Source organism: Pseudomonas sp. JAI111, assembly GCF_024809425.1.
Taxonomy (GTDB): domain Bacteria; phylum Pseudomonadota; class Gammaproteobacteria; order Pseudomonadales; family Pseudomonadaceae; genus Aquipseudomonas.
Window position 1 is genome coordinate 509,348 of record NZ_JANUCB010000004.1, and the last position, 15,262, is coordinate 524,609.

15 protein-coding genes are annotated in these 15,262 nt (G+C 58.3%); 10 read left to right on the forward strand and 5 right to left on the reverse strand.

All coding sequences use genetic code 11. The features are described 5' to 3' along the window. Positions 1-23: 23 nt before the first annotated feature. The 9 genes from hutH to hutC all read left to right on the forward strand — a co-directional run bounded on the left by hutH (position 24) and on the right by hutC (position 9,351). Complete coding sequence (gene hutH, locus HNR03_RS16490) at positions 24-1,553, forward strand: histidine ammonia-lyase (protein ID WP_259154657.1); 1,530 nt, start codon at positions 24-26, stop codon at positions 1,551-1,553. 77 nt (positions 1,554-1,630) lie between these two features. After that, positions 1,631-2,827: an alpha-hydroxy acid oxidase gene (locus HNR03_RS16495; RefSeq protein ID WP_259154658.1), complete on the forward strand. Its 1,197-nt coding sequence runs from the start codon at positions 1,631-1,633 to the stop codon at positions 2,825-2,827. Between the two features lie 4 nt (positions 2,828-2,831). Beyond that, on the forward strand, positions 2,832-4,208 hold the full coding sequence (locus HNR03_RS16500; protein ID WP_259154659.1) for an FAD-binding oxidoreductase: 1,377 nt from the start codon (positions 2,832-2,834) through the stop codon (positions 4,206-4,208). 128 nt (positions 4,209-4,336) lie between these two features. Continuing rightward, the gene (locus tag HNR03_RS16505; protein ID WP_222587299.1) at positions 4,337-5,173 is read left to right on the forward strand and encodes a transporter substrate-binding domain-containing protein; all 837 of its coding nucleotides are present in this window, start codon (positions 4,337-4,339) and stop codon (positions 5,171-5,173) included. A gap of 75 nt (positions 5,174-5,248) precedes the next feature. After that, positions 5,249-5,908: an amino acid ABC transporter permease gene (locus tag HNR03_RS16510; RefSeq protein WP_259154660.1), complete on the forward strand. Its 660-nt coding sequence runs from the start codon at positions 5,249-5,251 to the stop codon at positions 5,906-5,908. Then, positions 5,905-6,576 (forward strand): amino acid ABC transporter permease, encoded by a 672-nt coding sequence (locus HNR03_RS16515; RefSeq protein ID WP_259154661.1) that lies wholly within the window; start codon positions 5,905-5,907, stop codon positions 6,574-6,576. Before HNR03_RS16510 ends, HNR03_RS16515 begins: the two co-directional genes overlap by 4 nt. Before the next feature lie 104 nt (positions 6,577-6,680). Further along, complete coding sequence (locus HNR03_RS16520; protein ID WP_259154731.1) at positions 6,681-7,481, forward strand: amino acid ABC transporter ATP-binding protein; 801 nt, start codon at positions 6,681-6,683, stop codon at positions 7,479-7,481. Further along, positions 7,478-8,614 carry a histidinol-phosphate transaminase gene (gene hisC / locus HNR03_RS16525; RefSeq protein ID WP_259154662.1) on the forward strand — a complete coding sequence of 379 codons (1,137 nt, stop codon included), beginning with the start codon at positions 7,478-7,480 and terminating at the stop codon, positions 8,612-8,614. Before HNR03_RS16520 ends, hisC begins: the two co-directional genes overlap by 4 nt. Further along, positions 8,614-9,351, forward strand: a complete 738-nt coding sequence (gene hutC / locus HNR03_RS16530) for a histidine utilization repressor (protein ID WP_259154664.1) — start codon at positions 8,614-8,616, stop codon at positions 9,349-9,351. Before hisC ends, hutC begins: the two co-directional genes overlap by 1 nt. A gap of 133 nt (positions 9,352-9,484) precedes the next feature. Here hutC and HNR03_RS16535 read toward each other — a convergent pair whose 3' ends face one another. The 3 genes from HNR03_RS16535 to HNR03_RS16545 form a co-directional block, all read right to left on the reverse strand. Then, a complete protein-coding gene (locus HNR03_RS16535) occupies positions 9,485-10,900 on the reverse strand; it encodes an amino acid permease (RefSeq protein ID WP_259154668.1) in 1,416 nt (471 codons plus the stop codon). Positions 10,901-11,076: 176 nt separating this feature from the next. Beyond that, complete coding sequence (locus HNR03_RS16540) at positions 11,077-12,132, reverse strand: ornithine cyclodeaminase (RefSeq protein WP_259154669.1); 1,056 nt, start codon at positions 12,130-12,132, stop codon at positions 11,077-11,079. 50 nt (positions 12,133-12,182) lie between these two features. Next, positions 12,183-13,217 (reverse strand): histone deacetylase family protein, encoded by a 1,035-nt coding sequence (locus HNR03_RS16545; protein WP_259154670.1) that lies wholly within the window; start codon positions 13,215-13,217, stop codon positions 12,183-12,185. 119 nt (positions 13,218-13,336) lie between these two features. Between HNR03_RS16545 and HNR03_RS16550 the strand changes: the two genes are divergently transcribed. Continuing rightward, entirely contained in the window at positions 13,337-13,837 is a 501-nt protein-coding gene (locus HNR03_RS16550; protein ID WP_259154671.1) for an Lrp/AsnC family transcriptional regulator, read from the forward strand. An 84-nt stretch (positions 13,838-13,921) separates the two neighbouring features. Here the strand turns inward: HNR03_RS16550 and HNR03_RS16555 are convergent, their stop codons facing one another. Together HNR03_RS16555 and HNR03_RS16560 are read right to left on the reverse strand one after the other, a co-directional pair. Further along, on the reverse strand, positions 13,922-14,284 hold the full coding sequence (locus HNR03_RS16555; protein ID WP_259154672.1) for a DUF6124 family protein: 363 nt from the start codon (positions 14,282-14,284) through the stop codon (positions 13,922-13,924). A 576-nt stretch (positions 14,285-14,860) separates the two neighbouring features. Next, a complete protein-coding gene (locus HNR03_RS16560) occupies positions 14,861-15,256 on the reverse strand; it encodes a hypothetical protein (protein ID WP_157695042.1) in 396 nt (131 codons plus the stop codon). Positions 15,257-15,262: the final 6 nt, after the last annotated feature.

Consider the following 15,262-nt stretch of genomic DNA (forward strand, 5'->3'; position numbering starts at 1 on the left):
ACCCTGCCATCAGGACACTCTCAATGTACGCACCGTTGCAGCTCAAACCCGGTCATCTCACCCTCGATCAATTGCGCGCCATCTATCAGCTGCAAAGTCCTTTCGAACTGGACCCGGCTGCGCGCGACGTCGTCGATGCAAGTACTCGTACAGTAGACGAAATCATCGCCAACGAGCGGACGGTGTACGGCATAAACACCGGGTTCGGCCTGCTGGCACGGACCTCAATCCCTACCGAGTCGCTGGCCAAACTGCAGCGCAACCTTCTGCTTTCACATTGCACCGGCACCGGCCCACTGCTGGATGACGCCAGTGTCGCTCTCATCATGGCGCTCAAGGTGGGCTCCCTTGCCCGTGGTTTTTCCGGGATTCGCTGGGAGGTGATTCAGGCCCTGAGCAAGCTCTATGCAGCCAGGGTTTACCCGTGCATACCGTCGCAAGGGTCGGTCGGTGCTTCGGGCGATCTGGCACCGTTGGCGCATATGTCCGCGGTGTTGATCGGCGTCGGCCGGGTGCGTCATGAGGGCCGTGAAATGGAGGCTGTCGAGGGTCTGGCAATTGCCGGCCTCGAACCGATGGTGTTGGGTCCAAAGGAAGGCCTGGCGCTGATCAATGGCACTCAGGTCTCGACGGCGCTGGCCCTGCGCGGCCTGTTCGCCTGCGAAAAGCTGTTCAGCGCTGCGGTAGTCGCTGGCAGCCTGAGCGTTGAAGCCTTGAAAGGCTCGGACGTGCCGTTTGACCCACGCATCCAGGCCGTTCGTGGACAACCAGGGCAGATCGACGTGGCGCTGCTTTACCGCGAATTGCTGGCTACCAGTGAAATTCGCGAATCCCATCGCCACTGCGACCGAGTGCAGGACCCTTACTCGCTGCGTTGCCAGCCTCAGGTCATGGGCGCGTGCCTGGACCATATGCGTTTCGCCGCCGGAGTCTTTCTGCGTGAAGCCAATGCCGTCTCGGATAACCCGCTGGTGTTCTGCGCCGACGGCGACGTGCTTTCCGGAGGAAACTTCCACGCCGAACCGGTCGCCATGGCCGCCGATGTGCTGGCCTTGGCCATCTCCGAGATTGGCGCCCTTTCCGAGCGACGAATCGCACAACTGGTCGACCCGGCACTCTCAGGCCTGCCGGCCTTTCTGGTGCGCGAAGGCGGCCTGAATTCTGGCTTCATGATCGCTCAGGTCACCGCGGCCGCCCTCGCTTCGGAGAACAAGACCCTGGCGCATCCTGCCTCAGTCGATAGCCTGCCAACCTCAGCCAACCAGGAAGACCATGTGTCGATGGCGACCTTTGCGGCACGTCGTTTGCTGGACATGGCCGGCAACAGCAGCGCGGTGGTTGCCATCGAACTACTGGGCGCAGCGCAAGGCGTTGACTTGCATGCCCCACTGCAGACTTCGGAAAAGCTCAGCGAAGTGCTGACGATGATTCGCCGTGAAGTGGCTCACTACGATGAAGATCGCTATTTCGCCCCGGATATCGCCGCTGCGCGCGCCTGGGTCGAGAACGCGGCGTTCACTCGCTGGTTGCCGGCAGAGCGCCTGTATGCCTGATTCATAACTCTGAGCTGAACCCGTTCGCCGCCTGACGGCGGCGAACACCTATTCTTACGTAGCCGATGGGATATGCCATGCGCCGCTATTATTCAGGCCCGGACTATCGTCGAGCACACAGCATTGCCGAGTTGGCAGTGATGGCCCGTCGACGCTTGCCGCATTTCGCGTGGGAATACCTGGAGGGTGGTGCCGAAGAAGAATTGACCTTGCGCCGCAACCGTCAAGGCTTCGCGGATATTGCCCTGCTGCCGCAAACCCTGGTGCCCTGCTCCGAAACGCAACCCCAGCGCTCGCTGTTCGGTCGAGAGCTGCCGCTACCCATCGCAATCGGTCCCACCGGCTATAACGCCATGCTTTATCGCGATGCCGATATTCATCTGGCCCGCGCTGCAACGGAGCGCGGCCTGCCCTTTACGCTGAGTACCGTTTCCACCAGTTCCCTGGAGCAAGTCGTCGCGGCGGTGCCAGAGGTGAATCTCTGGTTCCAGCTCTACTGCCTGCGTGACCCGAAGGTCCAGGAAGACCTGCTCCTGCGCGCAGCCTCCGTGGGCTGCAAGACCTTGTTGCTGACCAGCGACGCGGTGCTGCTGGGCAACCGGGAGTGGGACAAACGCAACTTTGTCCGGCCGCGGCAACTGAGCCTGCGCAACAAGATCGACGTGCTCAATCATCCTAGGTGGATGGCCCAGACACTGTGGCCTCATGGCCTGCCGAACCTGGGCAACATCGAACGCTATCTGCCCTCCGCGCAACGCACTATCGAAGGTGCCGCCCATTTCATAGGCTCGCAAATGGACACCGGCCTGGATTGGGATGCCCTCGCCCGCTTGCGCGACCGCTGGCCACAACGGTTGTTGCTCAAAGGCGTGTTGCACCCGTCTGATGCCGAGAAAGCCATCGCGCTGGGCCTGGATGGCGTGGTGGTCAGCAACCACGGCGGCCGGCAACTGGACGGCGTCCCGGCGAGTATCGATTGCCTCCCGGCGATTGCCGCCGTCGCCAAAGGCAAGCTGACGCTGCTGCTCGACAGTGGCATCCGCCGTGGCACCGACATTCTCAAAGCCTGCGCCCTCGGTGCTGATGCGGTTTTGCTTGGGCGCGCTACCTTGTATGGAGTGGCGGTCGGTGGGCAGGCAGGTGCCGGACATGCGCTCGACCTGCTTGCACAAGAATTGCGTCTGGCCCTGTCGCTGCTCGGAACACCAGACCTGAACCAGCTCCACCGTCGCCAGCTGTGCGCGACGCCCTCCACATCCTTCACCGTGAGTTGAACCGATGAACGATTTGCAACAGACCCTCGAACAATTGCGCCTGGCGCTGGGTGATGGCGCGGTAGTGACGGGTGCCGATATCAGTCAACGGCACTACAGCGACTGGACGGGCCATGCACCGGCCTGCCCTGCCGCACTGTTGCTGCCACGCACCACCGAGCAGGTCGCGAGCGCTTTGCGCATCTGCAATAACGCGCAACAGCCAGTGGTCCCCCAAGGCGGAATGACCGGGCTGGCCGGTGGCGCAGTGCCTCGTGAAACGGACATAGCCCTGTCACTTGAGCGCCTGCGCGGCATCGAAGAAATCGATCCTGCGGCGGCGACCATCAGCGTCTGGGCCGGCACGACGCTGCAAGAGATTCAGCAAGCAGCGCTTGATGCCGGGTTCGTCTTTCCCCTGGATCTCGGCGCCCGCGGTTCGTGCCAGATCGGGGGCAACATCGCCACCAATGCCGGTGGCAATGCGGTGATTCGCTACGGCATGACCCGGGATCTGGTACTCGGTCTGGAAGTGGTTTTGGCCGATGGCCGGGTACTGAATCTGCTCAACAAGATGATCAAGAATAACTGCGGTTATGACCTGAAACAGTGCTTCATCGGCAGCGAAGGCACTCTTGGGGTGATTACCCGTGCGGTATTGAAGCTGGCACCTCAACCTGGTGAAACCACCACCCTGCTCTGCGCCCTTCCCGATTACGCCAGTGCGGTCAGCCTGCTGCGCCGGGTGCAGCGCAGCGTCGGTACGCCGCAAGCGTATGAGCTGATGTGGCAGGACTTTTTCCGCCTGGGGGTTTCCTGGCTGGAAAACCCAAGCGCGCCAATGTCGCTCGATCATCCGCTGTATGTGCTGCTCGAATGCGCCAGCCCTCGGGACTTGCTTGAGCAGACACTGGAAGAAGCCTTCGCCGCCGGTGAAGTGGTCGATGCGGTATTGGCCAGCTCCCAGACCCAGGCCCGGGCACTCTGGAAGATCCGTGAAGCGACGGGCGAATTCCCCCTGCGCATGAAGCCTTTGAACTTCGACATCAGCCTGCCCATCGGCCTGATAGGCGACTTTGCCGAACGCTGTCGCCAGCGCCTGGAACAGCGCTGGCCGGGCAACCACAGTGTGTATTTCGGCCATATCGGTGACAGCAATCTACACCTGACGGTGGACTGCGCTTCCTTGCCCGAGCCCGCCCCCATCCTGGAGGTCGAGGAACTGGTCTACAGCGCTGTCGGCGAACTGCGCGGTTCGGTCTCGGCCGAACATGGCATCGGCTTGCTCAAGCGAGACTTTCTCCATCACTCGGTCAGCCTCGAGGCTCGCCAGGCGATGCAACAACTCAAGGATTGCTTCGATCCCAAGGGCATTCTCAACCCGGGGAAAATCCTCGGTTGAGTGCTGATTCAAGCTGTATATACCGCTCTGGCACGTTAACTGCTGTAGCCGTAATGATTCATACGCAACGCATAACCAGAACCAACACACACCATAAGCCTCGCTGCACCTGATGAAGGAGTTACACCATGCAACTCGATTCTCTGTTCAGTAAAAAATTCAACGGTCTGTGCATCGCCTTGACCCTGGCTGGCGCCTGTATGGCAGCCCAGGCCGATCAGCTTGCCGATGTGAAAAAGTCCGGTGAACTGGTGGTGGGCACTGAACTGCAATTTGCGCCTTTCGACTTCACCGAGAACGGCAAACAGAAGGGCTTGAACGCCGAGCTGTTCGAGCAACTGGGCAAAGAGTTGGGCGTCAAGGTCAGATTCATGGACCTGCCATGGCCAAGTGTGTTGCCGGGGTTGGAAGCGAAGAAATTCGACGTCGTCGCGGGGCCAATCATCGTTACCAAGGCACGCAAGGAGCGTTACCATTTCGTCATGCCGATAGCCGAGGCCACCGTAGCGTTGATGGTCAGCGCCAAGGACAGCCCCATCAGTAAACCTGAAGACATTGCCGGCAAAGCCGTGGGCGCAGGTAAAGGCTCGGCGCAACTCGAAGAGCTGAAAACTTTCGCCGCCACCCTGCCGAAAAAAGTCGATGTCCGTGAATACATCGACAACAACCAGGCCTACGCAGAGCTGGGAACCAAGCGCATCGTTGCCGTCGCCAACTCGCTGCCGAACATCTCCTATGTCGCCGCCCAACACCCGGACAAGTACAAAGTGGTGATGCCTCCATTTGGCAAGAAATCCTACTTCGCCTACCTGGGACGCAAGGATGATGACGCCAACAGCCTGATCGCCGCTCTCGATAGCGCCATGCTGAAAATGCACGAAGACGGTCGCCTCGCCGCCCTGCAAAAGAAATGGCTGGGCACCGAAATGGATGTGCCGAAAGCCGACTTCGAGCCGACCTGGTAAAGCACGGTCACGGGGTTTATGAACGGATCGCCGGCTCAGCCGAGCCGGTGATTTATCCATGCTGGAGGCACGACGATGTTCGATTGGCCTTTACTGCTGCAAAACCTGCCCCTTCTGCTGGACAGCCTGCTGGTGACCCTCGAAATTTCCGTCGCGGCACTGGCCATCGGCTTTGTCATCGGCGTTGTCGTAGGCAGTCTGCGTCTTTCACCCCTGCCGTTGCTCAGGCGCTTGGGCGGCGCTTATATATTCGTGTTCCGTGGCATTCCGCTGCTGGTGCAACTGCTGTTCATTTATTACTTCCTGCCGCGTATCGGCCTGCCCAACGTTTCGCCCATGGTGGCAGCGGTGATCGGGCTGTCCCTGGCGGCGGGTGCGTATATCGCTGAAATCATGCGCGGTGGTTTTCTCGCCATCCCTGGCGGTCAGCTGGAAGCCGCCGGCCTGCTGGGCCTGAGCTCAGGGCAAATGCTGGTGCGCATTCGCGTCCCTCAAGCCGTACGCCTGACCTTGCCGGCACTGGTCAACGAAATGATCCTGCTGATCAAGGCTTCGTCACTGGTGTCGGTGGTGGGTTTGGCCGACCTGACGCGCACCGCCCAGAACATTGCTGCCAGTGATTACATGTTCGTTCAGGACTACCTGATGCTGGCCGGCTTCTATTGCCTGATCAACATTCCGCTGGCGTTCTTTGGCGGCCTGCTGGAGCGTCATCTGAAGGAGCGCTACGCATGATCTTTGACCCCACGATCATCACCGACCATCTCGGCGACATCGGACAAGGCTTCATGATCACCCTCGGCACCTGGTCTGCCGGTGTCGCGCTGGGCCTGACGCTGGGCATGTTGATTGCGGTTGCCCAACTGTTCGGCAACAGCCTGGTGCGCGCGCCGTTGCGAGCGTTCATCGAGATGATTCGAAGTACACCGTTTCTGGTCCAGCTGTTCCTGGTGTATTACGGCGGCCCGTCTTTTGGCTTGAACCTGGACCCCATTCCAGCCGGCATTCTCGGCCTGGGCATTTATGGCAGCGTCTATTTCGCCGAAATTTTCCGCTCCGGCTTTCAATCCGTTGCCCGCGGGCAACTGGAAGCGGCCGACTGCCTGGGCATCACCCGCCTGCAATGCATTACGCGCATCCAGATTCCACAAATGCTGGTGATCATCCTCCCGGCACTGGTCAATCTGATCACCATCCTGTGCAAGGAAACGGCCGTGTTGTCGATCATCACCATCCCCGAATTGACCATGGTCCTCACCGGCATCGGTTCGGAAACCTTTGCCTTTGTCGAGACCCTGCTGGTGCTCTGCATCGGCTACCTGCTCCTGGTGGAAGCCTGCTCACGGATGGGCATGCTGCTGGAAGTGCGCGTCGGGCGATTCATGCAGAAGCAGCCGCGATGAGCAACTTCCATTCGACGCCGACAGCTGCGCCACACTCATCCGTATTGAACGAATCAGGTGAAGCGATGAAGACTTCCAAGACACTCTCCGACAACAGCGCGCCGATGCTGAAACTGCACAACGTCGGCAAGAGCTTCGGCAACCTGCGGGTACTCAAGGGTATCGACTTGCAGGTCCGGCACTCTGAAGTGGTGTGCCTGATCGGTCCTTCCGGCTCAGGTAAAAGTACCCTGCTGCGCAGCATGGCGTTCCTTGAAGAGTACGACGAGGGCGAAATTTACATAGAAGGTCAGCTGCTTGGCTGGGTGCCGGAGAACGGCAAGGGCCACAAGCGTGCGCCCCAGTCGCAAATCAATCAGGTGCGGCGCAACGTTGGCATGGTCTTCCAGCAATTCAACCTGTGGCCGCACATGACCGCCCTTGGCAATGTCAGTGAAGCCTTGCTGCGTGTGCGCAAATTATCCGCCGATGACGCCCGGCAACGCGCCATGGCGATGCTCGATAAAGTCGGCTTGGCCCATAAGGCCGCGGCTTATCCGGCGCAGCTCTCCGGTGGCCAGCAACAGCGTGTGGCGATTGCCCGGGCACTGGCCATGGAGCCGCACATCATGCTGTTCGACGAACCCACCTCGGCCCTCGACCCGGAACTGGTCGGCGAAGTACTGCAGGTCATGAAAACCCTCGCCAAGGAAGGCATGACCATGGTGGTGGTCACGCACGAGATGGGATTCGCCGCTCAGGTCGCCGACTCGGTGGTGTTTCTCGATCAAGGCCAAGTGGTCGCTCAGGGCACCCCTCACGAAATCTTTCACAACGCCGAACAGCCACGCCTGCAGCAATTTCTGCAGAACTACCTGGACCGCAACGCTTTCTGGCAGGACACCAAAGAGGTTAGCCCGGTATGAATTCCAACGACCTGAATCTGCTGGCCCGCGCCGAAGTGCGTGACCTGGCCAGCTACAACGCCGGCCTCGGCTCGGAGGCAGTGCGCAAGCGCTTTGGTCTGACTCGGGTAGCCAAACTGGGCAGCAATGAAAACCCGATGGGGCCGGCACCCGCCGTCACCCCCGCGATGGCTCAGGCCTGCAGCGAGATTGCGCTGTATCCCGACGCCGGTTGCCAGGCATTACGCGCCGCACTCTCGGAAAAACTCGACGTACCGGAAGATCAATTGGTATTCGGCAATGGCTCGGAAGACTTGCTGAGCGTCATCAGTCGCGTGTTCCTGGACCATGACGATGAAGTCGTCACCGTGGTGCCGTCCTTTGGGCTGCATTTCATCTACCCAATGGCCGCCGGCGCCCGGGTAGTGGGCGTGCCAATGACCGACGAAGGCACTTTCGACGTGGCGGGCATGATCGCCGCGCTTACGCCCCGCACGCGTTTGCTGATGTTTTCCTGCCCGTCCAATCCGGTGGGCTGCACCCTGAGCGCCGATGAGTTGCAGCAGTTGCTCGACGCATTGCCCGCACAGTGTTTGCTGGTGTTCGACGAGGCCTATTACGAATACGCCCGATGGGAGGCCGAATATCCGGATTGCCTGGGCTTGATTCAGGCCAGTGGCAAACCGTTCATACTGCTGCGGACTTTCTCCAAAGCCTATTCCCTGGCGGGCTTGCGAGTCGGTTACGGAATCGTCAGCGATCCGCTACTGGCCGACCTGATCAACCGTCTGCGCACGCCCTTCAACGTTAACCGCGTAGCCCAAGCCGCGGCGGTTGCTGCGCTGGCCGACGATGATTATCTGAACAGCTGTCTTTCCCATGTCGCCAGCGAACGCCGCAGGGTGGCAGCCGCACTGCACGAACAAGGCGTCGCGACCGCACCCTCCATGGCAAACTTTCTGTACTTCCACACACCCTACCCTGCCGAAGTCATCAACCAGGCACTGCTACGCGAGGGGGTCATCATCAAGCCCTGGCGCGAAGCTGGATATTCTCAGCACTTGCGGGTATCCATCGGAAGCTGTGAGGATAACGACCTTTTCCTCCAGGCACTGGCAAGCGTCCTTGCCGCCCAAGAAACACGGACCGACTAATGATTAAAAATGCACCGCAAGCGCTCTATCAGCGCGCGAAGGATTTTGTGCAAGGCCAGCTTCGCGCGGGCGTTTGGAAACCGGGCGACCTGATCCCGTCAGAGAACCGTTTGGTGCAAGAACTGGGCATGTCGCGCATGACCGTCAACCGGGCATTGCGCGAGCTGACCGAAGAAGGACATTTGGTGCGGATTTCAGGTGTAGGCACCTTCGTCGCTGAAAGCAAACCGCAATCGAACCTGCTGAGAATCACCAACATCGCTGACGAAATCCTCGCCCGAGGTCACAGTTACACGTGCCGAGTCCTGCACCTGGGACGCGAGGCAGCCTCGATGCCGGTGGCCGCCGCGCTGGCGCTGCCCACCGGCTCTTCGGTTTTTCATCTGGTCTGCGTGCATTGCGAAGAAGGCGTACCGGTCCAGCTCGAGGATCGTTACGTCAATCCCGAGCTGGTGCCGGATTTTTTACAGCAAGACTTCGGCGAGCACCTGCAACCGGCCAGATATCTGCTGCAGGTCATCAGGCCCGATGAAATGGAACATATCGTCGAAGCCAGCCACCCCAGCAGCGATGAAAGCAAACACATGCAAATCGATGTCAATGAACCCTGCCTGGTCCTCATGCGCCGGACCTGGAGCCAGAGCAAAATCGTCACCTATGTGCGCCTGATTCATCCCTCCTCACGCTATCGCCTCGGAAGTCGACTGCCGGTGAATGGTGCACACCGAGACAGTTAAGGCCGGTGCATTGAAACCAGCGTGTCACAACTTCTCTTCAGTCCCTGGTCGGGTCAGGTAATTGCAGTGCCTGCGCGAACACAGACTGTAGGCGCCCGCCAGAGACTTTTAACCAACTCGTGCTATCAGCGCATCAGCTGTATTGGCTTGCTGAATCAGCAGCGACTTTGGACTTCCTGGAATGGGTCAGTTGATAGGCAATTGCCAACCATATGAACCACCCCGGCATGACCATCAAGGCAATACGGGTGTCAGGTCTTAGTGCCAGCAAACAGAGAACAAAGCCCAGAAACGCCAAAGAGAACCAGGCCATTGGCACACCGCCAGGCATCTTGTAGACCGATTGCGCATGCAGATCGGGCCTGGCTCTGCGATAGGCAATGTATGACGCGAGGATGGTCGACCACGTGAAAATCACCAGGATTGCCGACACGGTAGAGACGATGGTAAACGCGGTCATGACCTCTGGAACGATGAACAGCAGCAGTACGCCCACCAGCATCAACAAAGTGGTAAACGCCAGGCTCAGCAGAGGCACGCTATTGCCCGACAAGCGCCGGAAAATCCCAGGAGCATTGTCGTGACTGGCCAATCCGAACAGCATGCGGCTGGATGAAAATACGCCACTGTTGGCCGATGAGGCGGCAGACGTCAGCACCACGAAATTGACGATACCGGCGGCGGCGGGAAACCCTGCAACCAGAAACAGTTCGACGAAAGGGCTCTTGTTGGGCGACACCTGTTGCCAGGAAGTCACCGCAATAATGCAAGCCAGTGCCAGCACATAAAACAGGATGATTCTCAGCGGAATCGAGTTAATGGCTTTAGGCAGGGTCTTTTCGGGGGCGCGCGTTTCGGCGGCGGCAGTGCCGATCAGTTCGGTGCCGGCAAAGGAGAAGATTGCCATCTGGAATCCGGCAAAGAAACCGAACAGACCGTTGGGAAAGGCTGCCTGTTTATCCAGCAGGTGGTTCAGGGATGCAGTCACGCCACTGGGTGAAACAAAGGAGCTGGCGATCATCACTATGCTGACGCCAATCAGGGTGACGACAGCAATGATCTTTATGATCGCAAACCAGAACTCCACTTCGCCGAAAAGCCTGACAGTCAGCACGTTCAAGGCGAACAGCGTCATTAACATACCGATGGCCGGGATCCACGCAGGTACATCGGGGAACCAGTACTGAAAGAATCCGCCGACCACGACGGCATCGCCTACCACAGCGACACTCCAGCTTAGCCAGTACGACCAGCCGAGGAAAAATGCCGCTCGCGGGCCGAGGTAGGCACCAGCAAAATCGGCGAAGGTTTTGAAGTTCAAGTTGGAGAGCAACAGTTCGCCCATGGCGCGCATGACGAAGTAGACGAACATCCCGATGATCATATAAATGAGGATGATCGACGTGCCTGAGAGGGCAATGATCTTTCCTGAACCCATGAACAGGCCTGTACCGATGGCGCCTCCCATGGCCATTAATTGAATGTGACGATTGCTGAGCGTGCGCTGCAGCGCGGGCTGTTCAACCCGCTCGGACGGAGTCGATTTCATTACAAAACCTCTTGATTTTATGTTTTTGAGTTTTGGCAGAAAGGTGGGTGTCTGGCGTTCTTGTTAGAGGTACAACGGCTAATACCGGTGTTGTTTTGGGAGTGGCAGTGTTCCTCATCCACTCAACCCCGAGCGCCCCCCTTGGCGCTTTGCTCAGGGGGCGCCATCGATGGCTATCAGCTGGCGGTGCGCAGGCGCGAGGGGGCGATTGCGGGCGGCTGATCAAGCAGTTGGTAAAGATTTTTTATGTTGGCAGGCGTGGGCACCAGATGGATGCGCTCACCGATGGCATGCTCCCGTGCCAGATCGTGCACGTAGCGCAGGGATGAAAAGTCTTCCAGAGCGAAGCCCACCGAATCGAATACGGTGACCTGCGTGTCGCTCTCGCGGCCCGGGACTTCGCCCTGAACAATCCGGAAAAACTCGACGACGGGAAAGTCAGGCTCCAGTTGTTGAATATCGCCTTCAATCCGGGTTTGAGGTTCAAACTCAACAATGACCCGGGCATTGCGCAGAATGTCGGCGTGCAGTTCGGTTTTCCCGGGGCAGTCACCGCCGACTGCATTGATATGCATGCCAGGCTCGATCATCTCCGGCGTCAGAATCGTCGCATAGGCTTTGTCGGCGGTGACAGTGGTGACGATGTGCGCGCCCTTCACCGCCTCCTGCACCGAGCTGGCCAGAATCACCTCAATGTCCGGGAACGCGCACAGGTTGTGCTTCAGCTTGAGTGAAGCGTCGCGGTCGATATCGAAAATGCGCAGTTGCTTGATCGACAGCATTTCGTGGAAGGCAAGTGCCTGAAATTCGCTCTGCGCGCCATTGCCGATGATTGCCATGATGCTTGCATCGGGCCGCGCCAGGGACTGCGCCACCAAGGCAGAGGTCGCGGCAGTGCGTACGGCAGTGGTCAGCGTCAGTTCGCTGAGCAGCGTTGGATAGCCACTCTGGACATCGGCCAGGACACCGAAGGCCATGACCGTCAGCAAATTCCTTTGACCGTTATCCGGGTGACCATTCACGTATTTGAACGAGTACTGTTGGCCATCGTCGGTGGGCATCAACTCGATCACACCGTCGGCTGAATGATTGGCGGTGCGTGGCGACTTATCAAACTGTGCCCAACGCGCGTAGTCGGTTTCGATATACCCCGCCATTTCGTGGATTGCGCGGCGGATTCCCACCTTGGCGAACAGGCGTGCGGCATGATCGACATCTATAAAAAGAGTCATGTTTTTATTCTCCGATTTAATGTTTGAAGCGCTGCCATTCAGGGGGCGGATCAGGCGCGCTTACTCTCGTAGCCATGCAGCACGTTGACCGCATTGATCCCGATTTCATCGACCATGTAGCCACCTTCCATCACGAACAGAGTGGGGCTGCCCACGCTCGCTATCAGTTCGCCGATGCCGATGAAATCGTCGCTTTCCAGCAGGAAGTGGCTGATGGGGTCGTCCTTGAACGTGTCGACGCCCAGTGAAATAACCAGCACTTCAGGGGAAAATTGCTGGAGTTTCTTGCAGGCGTGGAGCAAGGCGTTGCGGTAGCTTTCCCAGGTGGTGTTCTTCGGCATTGGATAGTTCAAGTTGTAACCTTCGCCGTGGCCCGCGCCGACTTCGTGGCTGAAGCCTGAGTAGTACGGATAGGACACCGTCGGTTCGCCGTGCAGCGAGACAAACATGACGTCACTGCGCCCGTAGAAAATGTTCTGGGTACCGTTGCCATGATGAAAATCGACGTCCAGTACCGCGACACGCTTGGCGCCTTGGGTAATGGCCCTTTGTGCAGCAATGGCGGCGTTGTTGAGATAGCAGTAGCCGCCCATGTATTCACGCGCTGCGTGATGGCCGGGCGGGCGGCACAGGGCAAAGGCACTGTCGTGGCCTTCATCGATCAACGCCAGGCCAGTGAGGGCTATGTCTGCACTGGTTTTAACCGCTTGCCATGTCGTCGCGGTAATCGGCGAGCCAGCGTCCATGGCGTAGAAACCCAGTTTGCCGTCGATGAAGGCCGGTACTTGTTCGTTGGACAGATCGCGCACTGGCCATACCAGCGGCAGGGCATCGTGGGTACGTCCGGTCGCGCACCATTCTGCCCAGGCACTTTCCAGAAAGCTGACGTAGCGCTCGCTGTGCGCGTTGACGTAGCACGCGCGGTCAAAGGCTCGCGGCTCTACGATCTGGCCAAGGCCTACCTGCTTGACGCGGTTATGGACGGTATCGGCCCGACTGGGCTGTTCGAACGACGGCTTGAGCACGCCGTCTTTCAATTCGGTGCCGTGGTGCAAACGGTGGGAATCACTGAAAACTGTAAACATTCTGCGCATCCGTTAATGTGAGCCAGTGCAAATATTCTGTTCCGGCAGGGATGCGCTTTCTTTGCTTTGTTTTCGTGGTTTACTAGATTTTTCGGGTTTTTATACTCAGGATTTGCCAAATGCAGAAAAAATCATCCAAACGCATCAGTCTCGACGAGACGGACTTGGCAATACTCACGTTGCTGCAAGAGGATGCGAGCATTTCCAACGCCGAACTCAGCGAGCGCCTGTCGTTAAGCCTGACTCCTTGCTGGCGGCGGCGAAAGAGAATGGAAGAGGCGGGAGTGATAAAGGGCTACCAGGCAAACCTTGATCGACGCATGCTGGGACTGGACATCATGGCGTTCGTGCACATCCGTTTTTCCACCCACGCCGACCACGCTCCCGACGCCTTCGAGGCGGTGATTGCGCAATTGCCCGAAGTGTTGTCCTGTCACAAGATCACCGGGGATGCTGATTACGTGCTGCAAGTGTTGGCAGAGGATCTTGATAGCTATAGTGACTTTATAGAGCAGGTGCTCAGGCGTCAGGTGGGTATCGCATCCATCCAGTCCAGCCTGGCATTACGCGAGGTCAAGACCAGTAGCCGTATTGCGATACCCAAATCGAGCAAAGACTGAATGGGCCGAAGCGCCATCCAAACCCTGCCGACTTACCCTCCCCTCTGTGACGACGGACTCACCACCGTCACACAGGGTGTGCTCTTACTCCTTCACTTCAACCTGATCCAGCGCCTGATTCACCGCCAATTCTCCCAGCATCACCACCTGCGTAATCCCCAACAAAGTCTTGCGGTGTGAGTTGTCCAGCAACGCCGCGAAGTTGTTGAGCATGGTGGTGGCCGAGCCCAGTGATTCGCTGGCGTTGGCCAGCAGGGATTCGGTGTCGTACTTGGGATTGACGAGGAACATGCGCTCGGGCTCCTTGGCCGCGGCCATGATGAGGGCGCCTGGGTTGAGGTAATGGTCGAGGGCGCGCTCGGCGGCGTCGTGGAATTTCTTGGAATCGACGGATTCGTACGGGGATGCCGGATCGGTATCCGGTGGGTTGGGTGTTGGTTTGATCATGAATGAAGCTCTCTAGTTAATGCTTAAAAAGGAGCCTTCACCCTCGCTACCAAACGATGGGTGGCGGCCATACGCGGGTTGGTAGACCGGTAACTAGATAAACCCGGCGCCCCCGAAGGAGCCCTGCGCATGGCCACCATAAAGCAGAGACCTGAAAGGATCTGCAAACGGCGCGCTATGCGTCTAGTTATACCGGGCTACCAAACCCGATCACTGTTTTTCAGTGACCCAGCCACGATAGAACCCGTGCCCTGGACGCACAAGCCGGCGGATTCTGGCGTACGCGTAGGTAACGGCGCAAGGCGTTGTAGCCCTTAGGACGTAACACTGAGTGTCTTTAAACAGGCGACTTGAAACCTGTTTAAGGCATCAAACGTTGGGCCAATATTTCTTGGCTGAAATTGATGGTGTTGGGTCTGACGCCATCGCGGGCAAGCCCGCTCCCACATTGGGGGACGGGTTCAATTGTAGAAACCGGGGACATCCTTTACGTTTTAATCGGAAACTTCGGTACTGGCGCGCATTGCGCGCTTCATATGACGCTCACGGCGCTCATGACGCCGGAACAGGCCACGATCACTGTGGAGTCAGTGTGTAGTGGTAGTGGACTGCTCCCGTCTGTGGATGTACCAGCCAGTAATCATCCTTGTCTTTTTTTAATCGATAACATTCTTTGGGGATTTTGGGCGAGGTGAAACAAATCACCCCATCCTTGACGGTCCAGTATTCCGTCTCGGGTGGTTTGCCGGACAGTGTGAATATTTCGGTCCCATCGGCATTGAAACTTAACGTATAGGGTAGGCCTGAAGGGCCGATATTATTGAGTTTGTTCCCGACCAAGGTGCTGCGCACTTGCTCATCATCAAGCGCCACCGCTGAAGGAGAAACCGGCTTCACTGTATTTCCACCAGACGTAGCACACCCGGACAAGGCAAGTACCAGGAACAGGCAACTCCAACGTTCAATATTCATACCTCA

Excerpts from the sequence above, each read along its gene's own strand:
- hutH (WP_259154657.1), top strand. The coding sequence starts at position 24 with ATGTACGCACCGTTGCAGCTCAAACCCGGTCATCTCACCCTCGATCAA.
- HNR03_RS16495 (WP_259154658.1), top strand. The coding sequence starts at position 1,631 with ATGCGCCGCTATTATTCAGGCCCGGACTATCGTCGAGCACACAGCATT.
- HNR03_RS16500 (WP_259154659.1), top strand. The coding sequence starts at position 2,832 with ATGAACGATTTGCAACAGACCCTCGAACAATTGCGCCTGGCGCTGGGT.
- HNR03_RS16505 (WP_222587299.1), top strand. The coding sequence starts at position 4,337 with ATGCAACTCGATTCTCTGTTCAGTAAAAAATTCAACGGTCTGTGCATC.
- HNR03_RS16510 (WP_259154660.1), top strand. The coding sequence starts at position 5,249 with ATGTTCGATTGGCCTTTACTGCTGCAAAACCTGCCCCTTCTGCTGGAC.
- HNR03_RS16515 (WP_259154661.1), top strand. The coding sequence starts at position 5,905 with ATGATCTTTGACCCCACGATCATCACCGACCATCTCGGCGACATCGGA.
- HNR03_RS16520 (WP_259154731.1), top strand. The coding sequence starts at position 6,681 with ATGCTGAAACTGCACAACGTCGGCAAGAGCTTCGGCAACCTGCGGGTA.
- hisC (WP_259154662.1), top strand. The coding sequence starts at position 7,478 with ATGAATTCCAACGACCTGAATCTGCTGGCCCGCGCCGAAGTGCGTGAC.
- hutC (WP_259154664.1), top strand. The coding sequence starts at position 8,614 with ATGATTAAAAATGCACCGCAAGCGCTCTATCAGCGCGCGAAGGATTTT.
- HNR03_RS16535 (WP_259154668.1), bottom strand. The coding sequence starts at position 10,900 with ATGAAATCGACTCCGTCCGAGCGGGTTGAACAGCCCGCGCTGCAGCGC.
- HNR03_RS16540 (WP_259154669.1), bottom strand. The coding sequence starts at position 12,132 with ATGACTCTTTTTATAGATGTCGATCATGCCGCACGCCTGTTCGCCAAG.
- HNR03_RS16545 (WP_259154670.1), bottom strand. The coding sequence starts at position 13,217 with ATGTTTACAGTTTTCAGTGATTCCCACCGTTTGCACCACGGCACCGAA.
- HNR03_RS16550 (WP_259154671.1), top strand. The coding sequence starts at position 13,337 with ATGCAGAAAAAATCATCCAAACGCATCAGTCTCGACGAGACGGACTTG.
- HNR03_RS16555 (WP_259154672.1), bottom strand. The coding sequence starts at position 14,284 with ATGATCAAACCAACACCCAACCCACCGGATACCGATCCGGCATCCCCG.
- HNR03_RS16560 (WP_157695042.1), bottom strand. The coding sequence starts at position 15,256 with ATGAATATTGAACGTTGGAGTTGCCTGTTCCTGGTACTTGCCTTGTCC.